At 69.8% G+C, this 16,483-nt stretch carries 13 protein-coding genes; 10 read left to right on the plus strand and 3 right to left on the minus strand.

Translation table 11 applies throughout. The features are described 5' to 3' along the window. The first annotated feature begins 58 nt into the window (after nt 1-58). The gene (locus tag AC59HU_RS15650; protein ID WP_497224352.1) at nt 59-1,864 is read left to right on the plus strand and encodes an MDR family MFS transporter; all 1,806 of its coding nucleotides are present in this window, start codon (nt 59-61) and stop codon (nt 1,862-1,864) included. A gap of 28 nt (nt 1,865-1,892) precedes the next feature. Here the strand turns inward: AC59HU_RS15650 and AC59HU_RS15655 are convergent, their stop codons facing one another. Continuing rightward, a complete protein-coding gene (locus tag AC59HU_RS15655) occupies nt 1,893-3,236 on the minus strand; it encodes an LLM class flavin-dependent oxidoreductase (RefSeq protein WP_497224353.1) in 1,344 nt (447 codons plus the stop codon). Between the two features lie 2 nt (nt 3,237-3,238). Continuing rightward, nucleotides 3,239-4,666, minus strand: coding sequence for an O-acetylhomoserine aminocarboxypropyltransferase/cysteine synthase family protein (locus tag AC59HU_RS15660; RefSeq protein WP_497224354.1), 1,428 nt, complete (start codon nt 4,664-4,666; stop codon nt 3,239-3,241). Between the two features lie 163 nt (nt 4,667-4,829). On the opposite strand from AC59HU_RS15660, the gene AC59HU_RS15665 reads away from it, so the two are divergent. The 6 genes from AC59HU_RS15665 (at nt 4,830) to AC59HU_RS15690 (ending at nt 13,140) form a co-directional block, all read left to right on the plus strand. Beyond that, nucleotides 4,830-6,023 carry an ROK family transcriptional regulator gene (locus AC59HU_RS15665; RefSeq protein WP_497224355.1) on the plus strand — a complete coding sequence of 398 codons (1,194 nt, stop codon included), beginning with the start codon at nt 4,830-4,832 and terminating at the stop codon, nt 6,021-6,023. A gap of 156 nt (nt 6,024-6,179) precedes the next feature. After that, a complete protein-coding gene (mmsA, locus tag AC59HU_RS15670) occupies nt 6,180-7,703 on the plus strand; it encodes a multiple monosaccharide ABC transporter ATP-binding protein (RefSeq protein ID WP_497224356.1) in 1,524 nt (507 codons plus the stop codon). A 56-nt stretch (nt 7,704-7,759) separates the two neighbouring features. Further along, on the plus strand, nt 7,760-9,082 hold the full coding sequence (gene mmsB, locus AC59HU_RS15675) for a multiple monosaccharide ABC transporter permease (RefSeq protein ID WP_497224572.1): 1,323 nt from the start codon (nt 7,760-7,762) through the stop codon (nt 9,080-9,082). A gap of 56 nt (nt 9,083-9,138) precedes the next feature. Next, nucleotides 9,139-10,242: a substrate-binding domain-containing protein gene (locus tag AC59HU_RS15680; protein ID WP_497224357.1), complete on the plus strand. Its 1,104-nt coding sequence runs from the start codon at nt 9,139-9,141 to the stop codon at nt 10,240-10,242. Nucleotides 10,243-10,480: 238 nt separating this feature from the next. Next, nucleotides 10,481-12,043 (plus strand): glycoside hydrolase family 1 protein, encoded by a 1,563-nt coding sequence (locus AC59HU_RS15685; RefSeq protein ID WP_497224358.1) that lies wholly within the window; start codon nt 10,481-10,483, stop codon nt 12,041-12,043. Between the two features lie 41 nt (nt 12,044-12,084). Continuing rightward, nucleotides 12,085-13,140, plus strand: a complete 1,056-nt coding sequence (locus AC59HU_RS15690) for a LacI family DNA-binding transcriptional regulator (RefSeq protein ID WP_497224573.1) — start codon at nt 12,085-12,087, stop codon at nt 13,138-13,140. 114 nt (nt 13,141-13,254) lie between these two features. Here AC59HU_RS15690 and AC59HU_RS15695 read toward each other — a convergent pair whose 3' ends face one another. Next, nucleotides 13,255-14,151 (minus strand): DNA-methyltransferase, encoded by an 897-nt coding sequence (locus AC59HU_RS15695; RefSeq protein ID WP_497224359.1) that lies wholly within the window; start codon nt 14,149-14,151, stop codon nt 13,255-13,257. 47 nt (nt 14,152-14,198) lie between these two features. Here AC59HU_RS15695 and AC59HU_RS15700 point away from each other — a divergent pair, with 47 nt between their 5' ends. The 3 genes from AC59HU_RS15700 to AC59HU_RS15710 all read left to right on the plus strand — a co-directional run bounded on the left by AC59HU_RS15700 (nt 14,199) and on the right by AC59HU_RS15710 (nt 16,480). After that, complete coding sequence (locus AC59HU_RS15700; protein ID WP_497224360.1) at nt 14,199-14,486, plus strand: GNAT family N-acetyltransferase; 288 nt, start codon at nt 14,199-14,201, stop codon at nt 14,484-14,486. A 6-nt stretch (nt 14,487-14,492) separates the two neighbouring features. Further along, on the plus strand, nt 14,493-15,128 hold the full coding sequence (locus AC59HU_RS15705; protein ID WP_497224361.1) for a cyclodeaminase/cyclohydrolase family protein: 636 nt from the start codon (nt 14,493-14,495) through the stop codon (nt 15,126-15,128). Between the two features lie 161 nt (nt 15,129-15,289). After that, entirely contained in the window at nt 15,290-16,480 is a 1,191-nt protein-coding gene (locus tag AC59HU_RS15710) for a TIGR03617 family F420-dependent LLM class oxidoreductase (protein ID WP_497224362.1), read from the plus strand. Nucleotides 16,481-16,483 lie beyond the last annotated feature (3 nt).

Genomic DNA, 16,483 nt, shown 5'->3' on the forward strand with positions numbered 1-16,483 from the left:
TGCAGTCTGCGCAATGTTCGCGCGTTCCCCCGTTCTCCTTCTCGTCCTGAGGATGCCCATGTCGCGCACCAGCCCGTCGTCCCGCCGATCCGCATCGGAGGCCCGCGCCAAGCAGTTCGAGGAATCCGGCGGGAAGATGACCCACCGGCAGATCCTGTTCATCATCTTCGGGCTGATGGCGGGCATGTTCCTCGCCTCGCTCGACCAGACGATCGTCGGCACCTCGATGCGCACGATCGGCGACGACCTGGACGGCATCAGCCTGCAGGCCTGGGTGACGACCGGGTACCTGATCCTGTCGACGATCTCCACGCCGCTGTACGGCAAGCTGTCGGACATCTTCGGTCGTCGGCCGCTGTACATCATCGCGATCGCGATCTTCCTGGTCGGCTCGCTGCTCGCGGGGCTCGCCACCGACATGTACCAGCTCGCGATCTTCCGGGCCATCCAGGGCCTCGGCGCCGGCGGTCTGATGTCGCTGGCCCTCACGGTGATGGGCGACATCCTCGCTCCCCGTGAGCGCGCCAAGTACCAGGGCTACTTCCTCGCCACCTTCGGCATCTCCAGCGTGATCGGCCCGCTGCTGGGCGGCCTGCTCTCCGGCGCGCCCCAGATCCTGGGCATCACCGGCTGGCGCTGGATCTTCCTGCTCAACCTGCCGATCGGTGCGATCGCGATGGTGATCGTGCTGCTGTTCCTGCACATCCCGCACACCAAGCGCGAGGTGCGGATCGACTGGTGGGGCGTGGTCGCGGTCATCGTCACCGTCGTGCCGATCCTGCTCGTCGCCGAGCAGGGCCGCGAGTGGGGCTGGGGCTCGTGGGGCGCGATCCTCTGCTACGTGCTCGCACCGCTGGGCCTGGCCCTGTTCATCGTGGTCGAGCGCCGGATGGGCGACGACGCGATCATCCCGCTCAAGCTGTTCACGTCGTCCACCTTCACGGTCGCGACGATCCTCGGCGTGCTGGTCGGCTTCGGCATGTTCGGCGCCATGATGACGATCCCGAACTACCTGCAGATCGCGACCGGCGCCACGCCCACCGAGGCGGGGCTGCTGATGATCCCGATGGTGCTGGGCCTGATGATCTCCTCGATCGTCTCCGGTCAGCTCATCTCGCGCACCGGCCGCTACAAGATCTTCCCCACGCTCGGCACGGGCCTCCTGGTCGTCGCGTTCATCTACATGAGCTTCGTCTCGGCCGACAAGCCGGTCTGGTACGTGCTGATCGGGATGCTCGTGATCGGCCTCGGACTCGGCCAGCTGATGCAGACCCTCACGATCGCCTCGCAGAACTCGGTCGGTCCGCGGGACATCGGTGTGGCCACGTCGAGCTCGACCTTCTTCCGCTCGATCGGTGGAACCCTGGGCACCGCCGTGGTCTTCTCGGTGCTGTTCTCGCGCCTGGGCAACACCCTGCTCGACTCGTTCACGAACCCGGAGATCATCGCGGGCACCCAGGCGGCTGCGGCCGACCCGGCCGTGCAGGCGAACCCGGCGAACAACGCGATCCTCCAGGTGCTCGCCAACGCGCAGGCCGACCCGTCCTCGCTCGGCACGGCGCTGAGCGGCGACACGTCCTTCCTCGTCGGCGCCGACCCGCGGCTGAGCCTCCCGTTCGTCGACGCCTGGGCCAACGCCACCTCCACGGTGTTCCTGGTCTGCCTCGGGGTCGTCGCGGCCGCGTTCGTGCTGAGCTTCTTCCTCAAGGCCACGCCGCTGCGTCAGCGCTCGGCCCTCGAGGAGAGCGCCGCGGAGGACGCCGCCGTCAAGGCGCAGCTCGCCGCGGAGCAGGCGGGCGCCCTCGTGCTCCCCGACCTCCCCACCGGCTCGGTCCCCGTGCAGAAGCCCCAGGGGCAGGCGTAGGCACCGGCTTCCGGAGGCCTGAGGGGCGCTAGAAGTCCCTCAGGTTTCCGCGGAGGCCTCCGTCGCCGTAGCTGGTGCGGAGGATGCCCCGGCGGCGGAGGACGGGGACCAGCTCGCCGAGCATCCGGTGGATCGTGACCGGGTGCAGGTCGCCCGAGAAGATGAAGCCGTCGTTGTCGGCCTCGTCGCCGAGCTCCTGGATGAAGTCGGCGATCTCCTCCGCGGTGCCCACGTAGCCCGCCCGCTCCGAGATGCGGCCGAGCCGCGCCTTCGCGGTGAGCAGCTCACGGAGCGTCGCATCGGCGAAGTCGGCGAAGCCGCCCAGCAGACCCTTGATGCTCCCGCGGGAGACGTGGTCGCCGAAGACCCCCGGGTCCACCGGCCTGTCGAGGTCGAGCCCGGTGAGGTCGGTCTCGAGGTCGCTGGACTGACCCGCGGCCACCGCCAGCAGGGTCGCGTCGTCCGGATGCGCGGAGGCCTCGACGAGGCGATCGGCCTCCTCGCGGCTGGAGACCACGATCGGCTTGAACACGAACAACACGTCGATGTCGGCGGGTCGCCGCCCGTGCGCCCGGGCCGCCGCGTGCACCTTCGCCCGGTAGGCACGGATCGTCTCGACGTCGAGCGAGGCCAGCGCGAGCTGCACCTCGGACTGCTCGCCCGCGAAGGCGAGCCCGCGCGGTGAACCGCCCGGCGAGACCACGATCGGGTCGCCCGAGAGCTCCCCTCCCCCGCCGAGTCCGGGGAACGGCAACGCGTTGAGCGGCCCGTCGAACCGGAAGTGCTCTCCGCGGTGCGCGACGGCCTCCAGCTTCGAGCCGTCGGCGAAGCGGGCGGTCGCGGCGTCGGAGATCAGCGCATCCTCACCCCAGCTGTGCCAGAGCCGGCGCACGGCGGTGAGCCACTCCTCGGCCCGGTCGTAGGCGCCGTCGTGGTCGAGCGGCTCGACCCCGAAGTGCCGGCTCGAACCGACGTCGGTGACGACGTTGATGCCGAAGCGGCTCGCGCTCAAGTGCTGCAGCGTGGCGAACTGGCGGGCCGCCTGGTACGGCGAGTACGCCAGCGGGTTCACGGTCGGCGCGATGCCGAGATGGCTGGTGACGTCGAAGAGGTACGGGGCGAGCAGCAGCGGGTCGTGCTTGGGCCCGCCGTAGGCGCTGCGGATGCGGAGGTCGAGCGTGTCCGCGTTGCCGAGCGAGAGCGCGTCCTCGATGATCACGAGGTCGAAGCCCGCCTGCTCGAGGGTGCGGGCGGACTGCTGGTAGAGGTCGGGGCGGGTCCAGTCGTGGTTCCACTCCCAGTACGGGTGCCCCCAGCCGTGCGGGCCGAAGCCGCGCGAGAGGAACCAGCCGAAGTGCTGCAGTCGCGACATCCTCAACCCACCTCGGCCAGGGCCTGGACCTCGGTGCGGGCCGGGTGCGCGGTGCGGGCTGCGATCTCGGCACGGGCTGCGCTCCTCGCGCGGGCCGGTGCGCGCACGGGCGTCACGGCCGCTGCCGCCGCCAGCCCCCGCTCGAGGTCGGCGATCAGGTCGTCCGCGTCCTCGACCCCGACCGAGAGGCGGATGAGCCCGGGGCCGATCCCGGCCGCCGCGCGCTGCTCGGCGCTCCGGGCCGCGTGCGTGGTCGACGCGGGATGGATGACCAGCGAACGCACGTCGCCCAGGTGCGTCATCCGGGTGAACAGCTCGACCGCATCGAAGAAGGCCTGCGCGGCCGGGAGTCCGCCGTGCAGCGTGAACGAGAACACCGAGCCCTGCCCCTCGGGCAGGTACCGCCGGGCCAGCTCGTGGGACGGGCTCGACGCGAGCCCGGAGTAGTCGACCCGCTCGACCTCGGGCCGACGCTCGAGCCAGTCGGCCAGGATCGCGGCCGTCGTCGACTGCCGGTCGACCCGGAGCGACAGGGTCTCGATGCCCTGCTGGATCAGGAAGGCGTTGAGCGGCGAGGGCGTCGGCCCGAAGCGCGAGGCCACGACGTCGCGGGCGTAGGCCGCGAAGGCCCGGCGGCCGAAGCGCTCGACGAAGCTCGCGCCCGCCAGGCTCCGGGCCGGTTCCCCGAGGTGGGGGAACACCGGCGTCGCCCAGTCGAAGCCCTCGCCGCTCACGATCACCCCGCCGAGCACCGTCCCGTGGCCGGCGAGGAACTTGCTCGCCGAGTGCACCACGACGTCGGCCCCGTGCTCGAGCGGCCGCAACAGGTACGGGGTCGCGAAGGTGTTGTCCACGATCAGCGGGATGCCGTGCCGGTGCGCGACCGCGGCGACCAGCGCCAGGTCGACCAGGTCGTTGCGCGGGTTCGGGATCGACTCGACGAACAGCGCCCGGGTGCTCGGCCGGATCGCCCGCTCCCAGGCCAGCGGGTCGTTCGCCGCCGCCACGAAGGAGGTCTCGATGCCGAGACGGCCGAAATTCTCCAGGAACAGCCCCCGCGACCCCTCGTAGATGCTGTCGGCCGAGACGAGATGGTCGCCGGCCTGCAGCAGCGCGAGCACGGCGACCGAGACGGCCGCCTGGCCGCTGCCGACCAGGACGGCGTCCGTGCCGCCCTCGAGGTCGGCGATCCGCCGCTCCAGCGCCGAGTTCGTCGGGTTGCCGATCCGCGTGTAGGTGAAGCCGTCCTCCGCGCCCTGGAACCGGTCGCGCGCCTGCTCGAAGTCGTCGAACACGAAGCCCGCGGTCAGGTGGATCGGGGTGGCCCGCGCGTTGACCCCGTCGGCCGCGGCGCCTCGCCCGCCGTGCACCTGACGGGTCGCGAAACCCGCGGTTCGGTGCCCGGCATCCGCTGTGGTCGGCTCGGTCATCGACGTCTCCTCTCGATCGTTCGGACAGGTTCGCACGCCCCGGAGGACGGGAGCCCCTATGCGAAGTTGTGTTACGTCGGGGCGAACGCAGGGTGGTCACGAGATGGACTCGATGTTGCGTTAACTAGTTGACGACAACGATCCGCTGAGGCACGATACGAGGATGACGCCCGGCACCACCACCTCGCGCCGCTCCGCGAACCCGGGATCACAGGCGGCGCTTCGGAAGCTCAACCAGCAGCGGATCGTGCACACGCTGCTGCAGGCGGGCAGCCTGACGCAGGCCGAACTCTCCCGTCAGACCGGGCTCTCGACGGCCACCGTCTCCAACATCGTCAAGTCAATGGTCGAGCGCGGACTGCTCACGACGGCCCCCACGACCAGCTCGGGCCGGCGCGCGCTCTCGGTCAGCCTCTCGGGCGAGGACACGATCGCCGCCGGGATCGACATCGGTCGCAGCCACGTGCGCGTCATCCTCTGCACCATCGATCACCGGGTCGTCGCCGAGAAGTGGCTCCCCCTTCCCCTCGGCCACGACGCCGACCACGCGCTCGAGGTCGCCTCCGACCTCCTCGACGAGCTGCTCACCGGCTGCGGCCGCACCCGCTCGGCGGTGATCGGCGTTGGTCTCGGGGTGCCCGGTCCGATCGACAGCCGGAGCCACACCGTCATCGACGGCACGATCCTGCCGCAGTGGGTGGGCATCACGGTCGACGAGATCCAGGACAGGCTCAAGCTACCCGTGCGTCTGGAGAACGACGCCAACCTGGGCGCGATCGCCGAGGTCACCTGGGGGCCGCACAAGGGGGTGGACAACCTCATCTTCGTCAAGGTCGGGACGGGCATCGGCTCCGGGCTCATCCTCGACGGCGAGATCTTCGGCGGCAACGTCGGCATCAGCGGCGAGATCGGGCACCTGCCGATCCACGAGCACGGGCTGATCTGCCGCTGCGGCAACCGCGGCTGCCTCGAGACGATCGCCTCGACCGCCATCCTGATCGAGCTGCTCAGCCGTGAGCCGCAGAACGTGCGCTCGACGGCCGACATCGTGAAGCTGGCCGAGGAGGGCGACAAGGCGACGCTCCGGGTGGTCGAGGACGCGGGGCAGGCGCTCGGCCGCGCCCTGGCGGCCATCGCGAACCTGCTCAACCCGAGGATGGTCGTCATCGGCGGCCCCCTCGCCGGGCTCGGCGACCGGATGCTGGACCCGGTCAGGACGGGCTTCATGCGGTACAGCTCCCCGGTGGTGTTCGACACCACCGAACTGGCCGTCTCCTCCTTCACCGACCGCGCCGAAGCCCTGGGCGCGGCCTCGATCGTGATCCAGGAATTCGAGGCCGTCGGATTCGACACCTAAGCGTTATCGCAACGTTGCGTTCACAACTTGACCGCAAGCCTCCGACGATGCAGACTTTCTCAGTCAGACGAAGCAGTTGGAAACGACGAGGAGGTCGGCTTGTTGGAAACAGGTCCGGACACGAGGGACACACGGGACAATCCCGTCATCCTCGAGATGCGTTCGATCACCAAGGAGTTCCCCGGGGTCAAGGCCCTCTCGGACGTCTCCATCACGGTGCGTGCGAACGAGATCCACGCGATCTGCGGTGAGAACGGAGCCGGGAAGTCGACCCTGATGAAGGTCCTCTCCGGCGTGTACCCCTACGGGACCTACACCGGCGACATCCTGTTCCAGGGCTCGGAGATGCGCTTCCGCGACATCAAGTCCAGCGAGTCCGCCGGCATCGTCATCATCCACCAGGAGCTCGCGCTCATCCCGGAGCTGTCGATCACCGAGAACATCTTCCTCGGCAACGAGCCCACCCGCTTCGGCGCGATCGACTGGATCACGGCCAAGAAGCGCGCGATCGAGCTCCTCGCCCGCGTGGGCCTGGAGGACGACCCCGACACGCAGATCAAGAACATCGGCGTCGGCAAGCAGCAGCTCGTCGAGATCGCGAAGGCGCTCAACAAGTCGGTGAAGCTGCTCATCCTCGACGAGCCCACCGCGGCGCTCAACGAGGCCGACTCGCAGCACCTGCTCGACCTGATCCTGGGCCTGAAGAGCCGCGGAATCTCGTCGATCATGATCTCCCACAAGCTCAACGAGATCGAGCGCGTCTCGGATGCGATCACGATCATCCGCGACGGCAAGACGATCGAGACGCTCGACGTCAAGGCCGACGGCGTGAACGAGGACCGCATCATCCGCGGCATGGTCGGTCGCACCCTGGAGAACCGCTTCCCGGAGCGCTCGTCGAACATCGGCGAGGTCTTCTTCGAGGTCAAGAACTGGAACGTGCAGCACCCGCAGGTCGCGGAGCGCATGGTCGTGAAGAACTCCAGCTTCTACGTGCGCCGCGGCGAGGTCGTCGGCTTCGCCGGCCTCATGGGCGCCGGCCGCACCGAGCTCGCGATGAGCATCTTCGGCCGCTCCTACGGCAACTTCATCTCCGGCGAGATCGTCAAGGACGGCAAGGAGATCCAGATCCGCAACGTCACCGAGGCGATCGACCACGGTCTCGCCTACGTGAGCGAGGACCGGAAGGCCCTCGGGCTCAATCTGCTGGACGACATCAAGCGCTCCGTCGTCTCGGCGAAGCTCAAGAAGATCGCCAAGGCCGAGGTCGTCAACGACATCGCCGAGTTCCAGATCGCGGAGCAGTACCGCAAGAGCCTGCGGATCAAGACGCCCACGGTCAACGAGGGCGTCGGCAAGCTCTCCGGCGGAAACCAGCAGAAGGTCGTGCTGGCGAAGTGGATGTTCACCGACCCCGACCTGCTGATCCTCGACGAGCCCACCCGCGGCATCGACGTCGGCGCCAAGACCGAGATCTACGGCATCATCCGCGACCTGGCCGCCCAGGGCAAGGGCGTCATCATGATCTCCTCCGAACTGCCGGAGCTCCTCGGCGTCTCCGACCGCATCTACACGATCTTCGAGGGTGCCATCACCAATGACGTCCCGGCCGAAGAAGCCGATCCCGAAACCCTGATGAGGAGCATGACCTCCATGAAGACGAAGGCTGTGACCAAGTGACCGCATCGACCGAGGCTTCCGCGAAGAAGCGATTCTCATTCCGAGACCTGGGCAAGATGTTCGGCGGCGGCACGTCCAACGTCCGCCAGTTCGGCATCCTGTTCAGCCTGATCGCGATCATCGTGCTGTTCCAGATCCTGACCGACGGGCTGACGCTCTCCTCCGGCAACCTGATCAACCTGGTCAGCCAGTACGCCTACATCCTGATCCTCGCGATCGGCATGGTGATGGTGATCATCGCCGGCCACATCGACCTGTCGGTCGGTTCGGTCGCGGCGTTCACCGGCATCGTGGTCGCGACCGCCATGCAGTCCTGGAACCTCCCCTGGCCGCTCGGCATCCTGCTCGGCCTGGTCGTCGGCGCGCTGATCGGTGCCTGGCAGGGCTGGTGGGTCGCCTTCGTCGGCGTCCCCGCGTTCATCGTGACCCTGGCCGGCATGCTCATCTTCCGTGGTGGCAACCAGCTCATCGGTAACGCCAACACGATCCCCGTGCCCCAGGGCTTCACCGAGATCGGCGCCGGCTACCTCCCCGAGGTCGGCCCGGACACCGGCTACAACAACCTCACCCTGCTGCTCGGCCTCATCATCGCGCTGGCCGTGGTCTTCATGGAGATCCGCGCCCGCCGCGTGCAGCGCACCATGGGTTCGCAGCCGGCCCCGCTGTGGGTCAGCATCGTCAAGGTCGTCGTGCTCGTGGTCGTCGTCGGCTTCGCCACGGTGCTCTTCGCCGGCGGCCGCGTGGGAACCAGCTTCCCGATCTCGGGCATCATCCTGGGCGTGCTGGTGCTGGTGTACTCCTTCGTCACCCGCAACACGATCTTCGGTCGTCACATCTACTCCGTCGGTGGCAACAAGCACGCCGCCGAGCTGTCCGGTGTGAAGTCCCGCCGCATCGACTTCCTCGTCATGATGAACATGTCGATCCTGGCGGCTCTGGCCGGCATGATCTTCGTGGCCCGCTCGCAGGCCTCCGGCCCGCAGGACGGCATCGGCTGGGAGCTCGACGCGATCGCCGCCGTCTTCATCGGTGGCGCCGCGGTCGCCGGTGGTATCGGCACCGTCGGCGGGTCGATCATCGGTGGTCTGGTCATGGCCGTCCTGAACAACGGCCTCCAGCTGCTGGGTGTCGGCGCCGACCGCGTGCAGATCATCAAGGGCCTCGTGCTCCTCGTGGCCGTCGGCCTGGATGTCTGGAACAAGTCGCAGGGTCGCCCCTCGATCATCGGCTTCCTCACCAAGAGCCGGCGCAAGGACAAGCTCGACCTCGAGCCCACCTCCTCCTCGCCGTCCGTCGGCGCGGGCGAGGCCCCGTCGGAGGACCCGCAGGGCCTCGTGCCCACGGCGGGCACCCCCGACACGTCACGCCCCCGCGGCTGACGCCCCCAACTCAACTCCCTATCACCACAACCCCAACCGAGAGAAAGTACTCAACGATGAAGAAAATGCTCATAGCAACGGCAGCGATCGCCGCCGCAACGGCCCTCGCACTGTCCGGCTGCTCCAGCCGTGACGGCGGCTCGACCGGTGGCTCCACCGACGGCGCCGCGGCCGGCTTCGCCGCCGACTCCCTGATCGGTGTCGCGCTGCCCTCGAAGACCTCGGAGAACTGGGTTCTCGCCGGTGGCCTCTTCGAAGACGACCTGGCTGCCGCGGGCTTCAAGTCCGACATCCAGTACGCCGGCGCCTCCACCACGGTGAAGGACCAGCAGGACCAGATCTCCGCCATGATCACCAAGGGCGCGAAGGCCATCATCATCGGCGCCGCCGACGGTGGCCAGCTCGCCACGCAGGTTCAGGCCGCTGCCGACGCCGGCATCCCGGTCATCGCCTACGACCGCCTCATCCTGAACACGCCGAACGTCGACTACTACGTCGCGTACGACAACTTCAAGGTCGGCGAGCTCCAGGGTCAGGCCCTGCTCGACGGAATGAAGGCCAAGAAGGCCACCGGCCCGTACAACATCGAGCTGTTCTCGGGCTCGTCGGACGACGCCAACTCGGCCGTCTTCTTCGACGGCGCGATGAGCGTCCTGCAGCCGGCCATCGACTCGGGCGACGTCAAGGTCGTCTCGGGCCAGACCGACATCAAGCAGACCGCCACCGCCGGCTGGAAGGCTGAGAACGCCCAGAGCCGCATGGACTCGCTGCTCACCTCGAGCTACGGCTCGACCGAGCTCGACGGCGTCCTGTCGCCCAACGACACCCTGGCACGCGCGATCATCACCTCGGTGAAGGCCGCCGGAAAGCCGATCCCGGTCGTCACCGGTCAGGACTCCGAGGTCGAGTCCGTCAAGTCGATCATGGCCGGCGAGCAGTACTCGACGATCAACAAGGACACCCGCAACCTGGTCCAGCAGGCCGTCGACATGGTCTCGCAGCTCCAGAAGGGTGAGACCGTCACCACCAACGACGACAAGTCGTACGACAACGGCGTGAAGGTCGTCCCGGCCTTCCTGCTCGACCCGGTGATCGTCACCAAGGAGAACGCGGCCGAGGCATACGCCAACGACCCGACCCTCGAGCCGCTGACCAAGTAGTCCTACTCGGTCTTCGGACACCAGCACCACCACGAACGGCCCGGGCTCACGCCCGGGCCGTTCCCCTTTTCCCCGCCGTCGTTTCGCCGCCGTCGTTTCCCCGCCGTCGTTTCGCCGCTGTCGCCGGCACCGGTTTCCCGCTCTCGCGGGTTACTGGGATACTGGGTCGGGAGAGCGCTCTCACGCACGACCGGAGCGCTCGGATCACGCACACCACGCAAAGGAGCAGTGCAGCCGCATGACCACCCCGCCGTTCCCCCCCGTCTTCCCGCCCGGTTTCCTCTGGGGCTCGGCCACCGCGGCCGCCCAGATCGAGGGCGCCGCGTTCGAGGACGGCAAGCAGGCCTCCATCTGGGACGCCTTCGCCCGAGTGCCCGGTACGGTGCTGAACGGTGACACGCTCGACGTGGCGGTGGACCACTACCACCGGATGCCCGCCGACGTCGCCCTGATGAAGGAGCTGGGTCTCGGGTCGTACCGCTTCTCGACCAGCTGGTCGCGCATCCGCCCCGCCGACGGCGACGTGAACCCGGCCGGCCTGGACTTCTACTCGCGACTGGTCGACGAGCTGCTCTCGCACGGCATCCTGCCGTGGCTCACTCTGTACCACTGGGACCTGCCGCAGGCCGTCGAGGAGAAGGGCGGCTGGGCGAACCGCGACACCGCGTACCGCTTCCGCGACTACGCCGAGATCGTCTACGAGGCGCTCGGCGACCGGGTCACCCACTGGACCACGTTCAACGAGCCGTTCTGCTCGTCTTTGCTCGGCTACGCCTCGGGCGTGCACGCGCCCGGGCGCCAGGAGCCCGCCGCCGCGATCGCGGCCGTGCACCACCAGCACCTCGCCCACGGCCTCGCCGTGCAGCGCCTGCGGGAGCTCGGCGCGCCGGAGCTCGGCATCACGCTCAACCTCACCAACGCGGTGCCGAAGGATCCGACCGACCCCGTCGACCTCGAGGCCGCCCGCCGGATCGACGCGCTCAACAACCGCATCTTCCTCGACCCGATCCTCACCGGGGAGTACCCGGAGGACATCCGCCGCGACCTCGCCGAGTTCGGGCTCGACGAGGTGAGCGAGACCGGGCTGGTGCGCCCGGGCGACCTCGAGACCATCTCCCAGCCGCTGGAGTTCCTCGGCGTGAACCACTACCACGACGACCAGGTCAGCGGTCATCCGCTCGAAGGGCCGGCCGACCCCGAGTTCGTGCCGGTCGACCCGCACGCGGTGGCGGGCGGCCGTCCCACCCGGTCGCCGTTCGTCGGCTCGGAGGACGTCACCTTCCCGCTGCGGGGGCTCCCCCTCACGGGGATGGGCTGGGAGGTCAACCCGGCCGGGCTCCGCACGCTGCTGGTGCGCCTGGGGCACGAGTACCCGACGCTGCCGCCGCTGTACGTCACCGAGAACGGTGCTGCGTACGACGACACGGTCTCGCCCGACGGGGCGGTGCACGACGAGCTGCGCACCCGGTACATCCTCGACCACATCGCCTCGGTGTCGCAGGCGGTGCAGGATGGCGCCGACGTGCGCGGCTACTTCGTCTGGTCGCTGCTGGACAACTTCGAGTGGGCCTGGGGCTACGGCAAGCGGTTCGGGATCGTGCGGGTGGACTACGACACGCTCGAGCGCACGCCGAAGGACAGCGCGCTGACGTACGCGGGGCTGATCGAGGCGGTGCGGGCGGCGTCTGGTGCGGGTTCGGTGGCTGGTGCGGGTTCGGCTGGTGCTGGTTCGCCCGCTGCCGGCTCGCCCGCTGCCGGTTCGCCCGCTGCCGCGGAGTCGTCCGCCTCCGCCGGGGTCTGAGCGTGATCGGCGGGCCGGCGGGGCGCACCCCGACCCTCGAGATGGTGGCCGCGGCGGCGGGGGTCTCCCGTGCCACGGTCTCCCGGGTCGTCAACGGGTCGACCTCGGTGACGCCGGAGATCGTCGAGGCGGTCAACGCCGCCATCGCCGACCTCGACTACGTGCCGAACCGGATGGCCCGCTCGCTCGCGAGCCGGCGCACCGACGTGATCGCGCTGATCGTGCCCGAATCCACCTCGACCGTCTTCGCCGACCCGTTCTTCGCGCCGGTCGTGCGCGGCGTCGCACGGACCCTGGCCGACACCGAGTACACGCTCAACCTCCTGATCGCGTCCGAGTCGCGGCCCGAGAAGACGCGGCGCTACCTCCTCGGTGGCAACGTCGACGGCGCGCTCGTCGTCTCGCACCACGTCGACGACCACTCCTACGTCGGACTCGGCGACCAACTGCCGATCGTCTACGGTGGCCGGCCGCTCAACCCCGAACTGGCCGCCTCGTACCACGTCGACGTCGACAACGTCGCGAGCGCGCGCACCGCGACCGAGCACCTGGTCGGGATCGGCCGGCGGCGGATCGCGATGATCGCCGGGCGGCAGGACATGCCGGCCGGTGTCGACCGGCTCGACGGGTGGCGGCAGGCGCTCACGGCCGGGGGGCTGGACGCGGCGACGGCGCCGGTGGAGTTCGGCGACTTCTCGCAGGCCTCGGGGGCGCAGGCGATGGAGCGGCTGCTGGGGCGTGCATCCGAGGCGGGCGCATCTGGAGCATCTGGCGCATCCGGGGCTGGCGTATCGGGGGCGGGCGCATCCGGGTCGCTGCCGCTCGACGCCGTGTTCGTGGCGAACGACCAGATGGCGGCGGGGGCGATCCAGGTGCTGCAGGCGCGCGGGATCGCGGTGCCGGATCAGGTGGCCGTGGTCGGCTTCGACGACGACTCCTTCGCGGCGAGCTTCACCCCCGCGCTGACCACGATCCACCAGCCGGCCGCCGAGCTCGGGGCGGCGATGGCTGAGGTGCTGGTGCGGCGGATCGCGGGGGACGACCCGCCTCGGCGCACCCTCATCCCGACCCGCCTCATCCGGCGCGCCTCCGCCTGACCCCCCCGACTGTCCGCGACCCGTCAGTCGTTGTCACTATCGCGCCCGGATGGCGACAACAAGTGACGGGTCGCGGACAGTCGGGGGGGTCGAGCGAGGGCGAGCGGGGGCGGGTCAGAGGAAGCGGGCGGCGGGGAGGCGCGCGCGGATGACCTCGATCGCCTCGGGGTTCTGGTCGACGAGCACGTAGTTGCGGCCCAGGGCCGCGGCCACCGCCCCGGTTGTTCCGCTGCCGGCGAAGAAGTCGAGCACCCAGTCGCCCGTGCGGCTCGAGGCCTGCACGATCCGGCGCAGGATGCCCTCGGGCTTCTGCGTCGGATACCCGGTCTTCTCGCGGCCGGTCGGCGACACGATCGTGTGCCACCAGACATCCGTCGGCAGCTTGCCCCGCGCGGCACGCTCGGCGGTCACGAGGCCGGGGGCCATGTAGGGCTCACGATCGACCGTCTCGGAGTCGAAGTGGTACTTCTTCGGATCCTTCACGTAGACCAGGATCGTGTCGTGCTTCGTGGGCCAGCGGTTCTTCGACTTCGCACCGTAGTCGTAGGCCCAGATGATCTCGTTCAGGAAGCTGTCGCGACCGAACAGCGCATCCAGCAGCACCTTCGCGTAGTGCGCCTCGCGGTAGTCGAGGTGCAGGTACAGCGTGCCGTCGTCGGCGAGCAGCCGCCAGGCCTCCACGATCCGGGGTTCGAGGAACTCCCAGTAGTCGTCGAAGCGGTCGTCGTAGCTCAGCAGGTCGCCCTTGATGCGGTCGTACTGGCGCCCCTTGAACCCCGTCACCCGGCCCGGGCGGCGGTCGGCGGGGTCGGCATCCTCGGGCAGCCTGGTCGACGTGGTCGGGCGGCGGCCCTGCGATCGGCCGGTGTTGAAGGGCGGGTCGAGGTAGATGACGGTGAAGGATGCGTCGGGGAACGACGGCAGCACGGTCAGGTTGTCGGCGTGGTAGACCAGCCCCTCACCCCGGGCGTCGTCACCGAAGGCGGCGAGGGGCGGATGGTCGACGGGCATTGTGCAATTCTGGCAGTTCCAAGATGGCGGGCGTATCGTGCGAGGCGATGAGCACCATGATCCGCAACGAACCACGGCAGAACCGCTACACGATCACCCTCGACGACCAGGTCGCGGGTTTCACCGACTACCGCGTCGAGGGCACGCGGATCATCTTCACCCGCACCGAGGTCGACCCGGCCCGGCGGCAGGGCGGCCTCGCCGGCCGGCTCGTCGAGTTCGCCCTCGACGACGTGCGCACCGGAAGCGCGCTGACCGTGGTGCCGAAGTGCTCGTTCGTGGCACACTTCATCGACGTGCACCCCGACTACCAGGAGCTCGTCGACCGGGGGTGAGCGCAGATGACTGACGGCGGGACGGGCGACGGCGGGACGGGCGACGGCGTCGCACGCGTCGAGACCGGCGACTCGACGGTGACCGAGTGGATGCGCCGACTGGCGCGTCCGGTCGGCGATCCGGGCGGGGGCGCGGCCGCCGCGGTGATGCTCGGGGTCGCCTGCGCATTGACCGCGATGGTGGCGCGGTACTCGCATGCCGCGGACATCGACCTCGAGGGGCTGGCGGTTCGGGCCGATGATCGGCGGGCGAAGGCCCTCCAGCTCGCCGATGTCGACGCGGCACGCTCGCGCGACTACGGAGCCGCGTTCCACGTTCCGGCCGGGCCGGCGCACGATGAGGCCGTCCGGGTCGCCGGCGTGCGGGCCGCGGAGTCCTCCGAGACGATCGGCGACCTGGCACTCGACGCCCGGCACGACCTGGTCGACGCGGCGGACAGGGCCGCGCCGTTCCTGCTCCCGGACGCCCTCGTGGCCACGGCGGCCCTCCGTGCGGCGATCGTCGGTGCTCGCACCAACCTCGAGGCCGACGCGGGAGAGCTCCCGGCTGTCGAGGTGGATGAGCACGTGAGCCGCTATGACCAGGCCGTGAGCGAGCTCGACCGGTTGGAGACGACGCTCCGCGAGCGACTGCGCGGCTGAGCCCGGCGGAGCGGGCGGCGGGTGTGAGCCCGGCCGAGCGGAGGGCGGGTCGAATGCCGTTGTCGGCGCGGTGCCATGATCTCCGGCCCCTCCTCGGTCGGTGTTGTCGATCACCGACAGGCGAAGCGGGACGATCGGTACCGCTGTGCTTGCATGAGGTCATGCTCGACGACGAGACCACCGCATCCGGCCAGCCCACCGCGTCCGGCCGGCCCACCGCATCCACCACCGCTGCCACCGGCACCGCCGCGTTCGCGGTCGATGCCGGGGGTGACCTCGCGGTCGGCCCGCTCGAGCTGGAGGCCGGCGCGGTGCAGGCCGAGGCGACGGGGTTCGACGGGATCCTGATGACCGAGACGCGGCACGACCCCTTCGTGGCGCTCGCGCTGGCGGCGCGCGCGACCCGCCGCATCCGCGTGTCGTCGGCGATCGCCGTGGCCTTCGCCCGCAACCCGATGACCACGGCGGTGCTCGCCAACGACCTGCAGCTCGTGTCGGGCGGGCGGTTCGTGCTCGGGCTGGGGTCGCAGGTGAAGCCGCACATCGAGCGGCGCTTCTCGATGCCGTGGGGGCAGCCGGCGAAGCGGATGCGCGAGTACGTCGAGGCGCTGCGGGCCATCTGGGCGAGCTGGGAGACCGGGGAGCGCCTGGACTTCCGCGGCGAGTTCTACGGGCACACGCTGATGTCGCCGATGTTCAGCCCGGGGCCGAACCCGTGCGGGAACCCCCGCATCACGCTCGCCGCGGTCGGCACGCTGATGACCGAGTCGGCGGGAGAGGTGGCCGACGGCTTCCTCGCCCACAGCTTCACCACGGCGCGGTACCTGCGCGAGGTGAGCCTGCCGGCGCTCGCGCGGGGCCGGGAGCGGGCCCGCGCGGCCTCGGCCGTCGAGGCCGGCAGCGGGACCGGTGTCGGCACCGGCACCGGCACCGAGGCTGGCGTCGCTGGCGCGGCGGCCCATGCGGCGTCGCCCGTCGAGGTCAGCCTGCCCGCGCTGGTCGCCCTCGGCACGACGGATGCGGAGCTCGACGTCGCGATCGCGGCCATCCGCAAGCAGATCGCCTTCTACGGCTCGACGCCCGCCTACAAAGGAGTGCTGGAGCTGCACGGCTGGGACGGCCTGCACGCCGAACTGCACGCGCTCTCGGTGAAGGGCGAGTGGGATGCGATGACCACCCTGATCACGGACGACGTGCTCGCCGAGTTCGCCGCGGTCGGCACCCCGGCCGAGGTCGCGGCCCAGCTCGCCGACCGCTACAGCGGTCTCGTGCAGCGCCTCTCGTTCTCGACCCCGTACCCGGTCGCCCCGGAGCTCTGGCCCGCCCTCCTGACCGACCTCCGCGCCCGCTGAAGC

The sequence above is a fragment of the Herbiconiux sp. 320_LB genome (assembly GCF_059691755.1).

Coding starts and splice junctions, on each gene's coding strand:
- AC59HU_RS15685 (WP_497224358.1), top strand. CDS start 10,481: ATGACCACCCCGCCGTTCCCCCCCGTCTTCCCGCCCGGTTTCCTCTGG.
- AC59HU_RS15650 (WP_497224352.1), top strand. CDS start 59: ATGTCGCGCACCAGCCCGTCGTCCCGCCGATCCGCATCGGAGGCCCGC.
- AC59HU_RS15690 (WP_497224573.1), top strand. CDS start 12,085: ATGGTGGCCGCGGCGGCGGGGGTCTCCCGTGCCACGGTCTCCCGGGTC.
- AC59HU_RS15680 (WP_497224357.1), top strand. CDS start 9,139: ATGAAGAAAATGCTCATAGCAACGGCAGCGATCGCCGCCGCAACGGCC.
- AC59HU_RS15695 (WP_497224359.1), bottom strand. CDS start 14,151: ATGCCCGTCGACCATCCGCCCCTCGCCGCCTTCGGTGACGACGCCCGG.
- mmsB (WP_497224572.1), top strand. CDS start 7,760: ATGTTCGGCGGCGGCACGTCCAACGTCCGCCAGTTCGGCATCCTGTTC.
- AC59HU_RS15660 (WP_497224354.1), bottom strand. CDS start 4,666: ATGACCGAGCCGACCACAGCGGATGCCGGGCACCGAACCGCGGGTTTC.
- AC59HU_RS15665 (WP_497224355.1), top strand. CDS start 4,830: ATGACGCCCGGCACCACCACCTCGCGCCGCTCCGCGAACCCGGGATCA.
- AC59HU_RS15710 (WP_497224362.1), top strand. CDS start 15,290: ATGCTCGACGACGAGACCACCGCATCCGGCCAGCCCACCGCGTCCGGC.
- AC59HU_RS15705 (WP_497224361.1), top strand. CDS start 14,493: ATGACTGACGGCGGGACGGGCGACGGCGGGACGGGCGACGGCGTCGCA.
- AC59HU_RS15700 (WP_497224360.1), top strand. CDS start 14,199: ATGAGCACCATGATCCGCAACGAACCACGGCAGAACCGCTACACGATC.
- AC59HU_RS15655 (WP_497224353.1), bottom strand. CDS start 3,236: ATGTCGCGACTGCAGCACTTCGGCTGGTTCCTCTCGCGCGGCTTCGGC.
- mmsA (WP_497224356.1), top strand. CDS start 6,180: ATGCGTTCGATCACCAAGGAGTTCCCCGGGGTCAAGGCCCTCTCGGAC.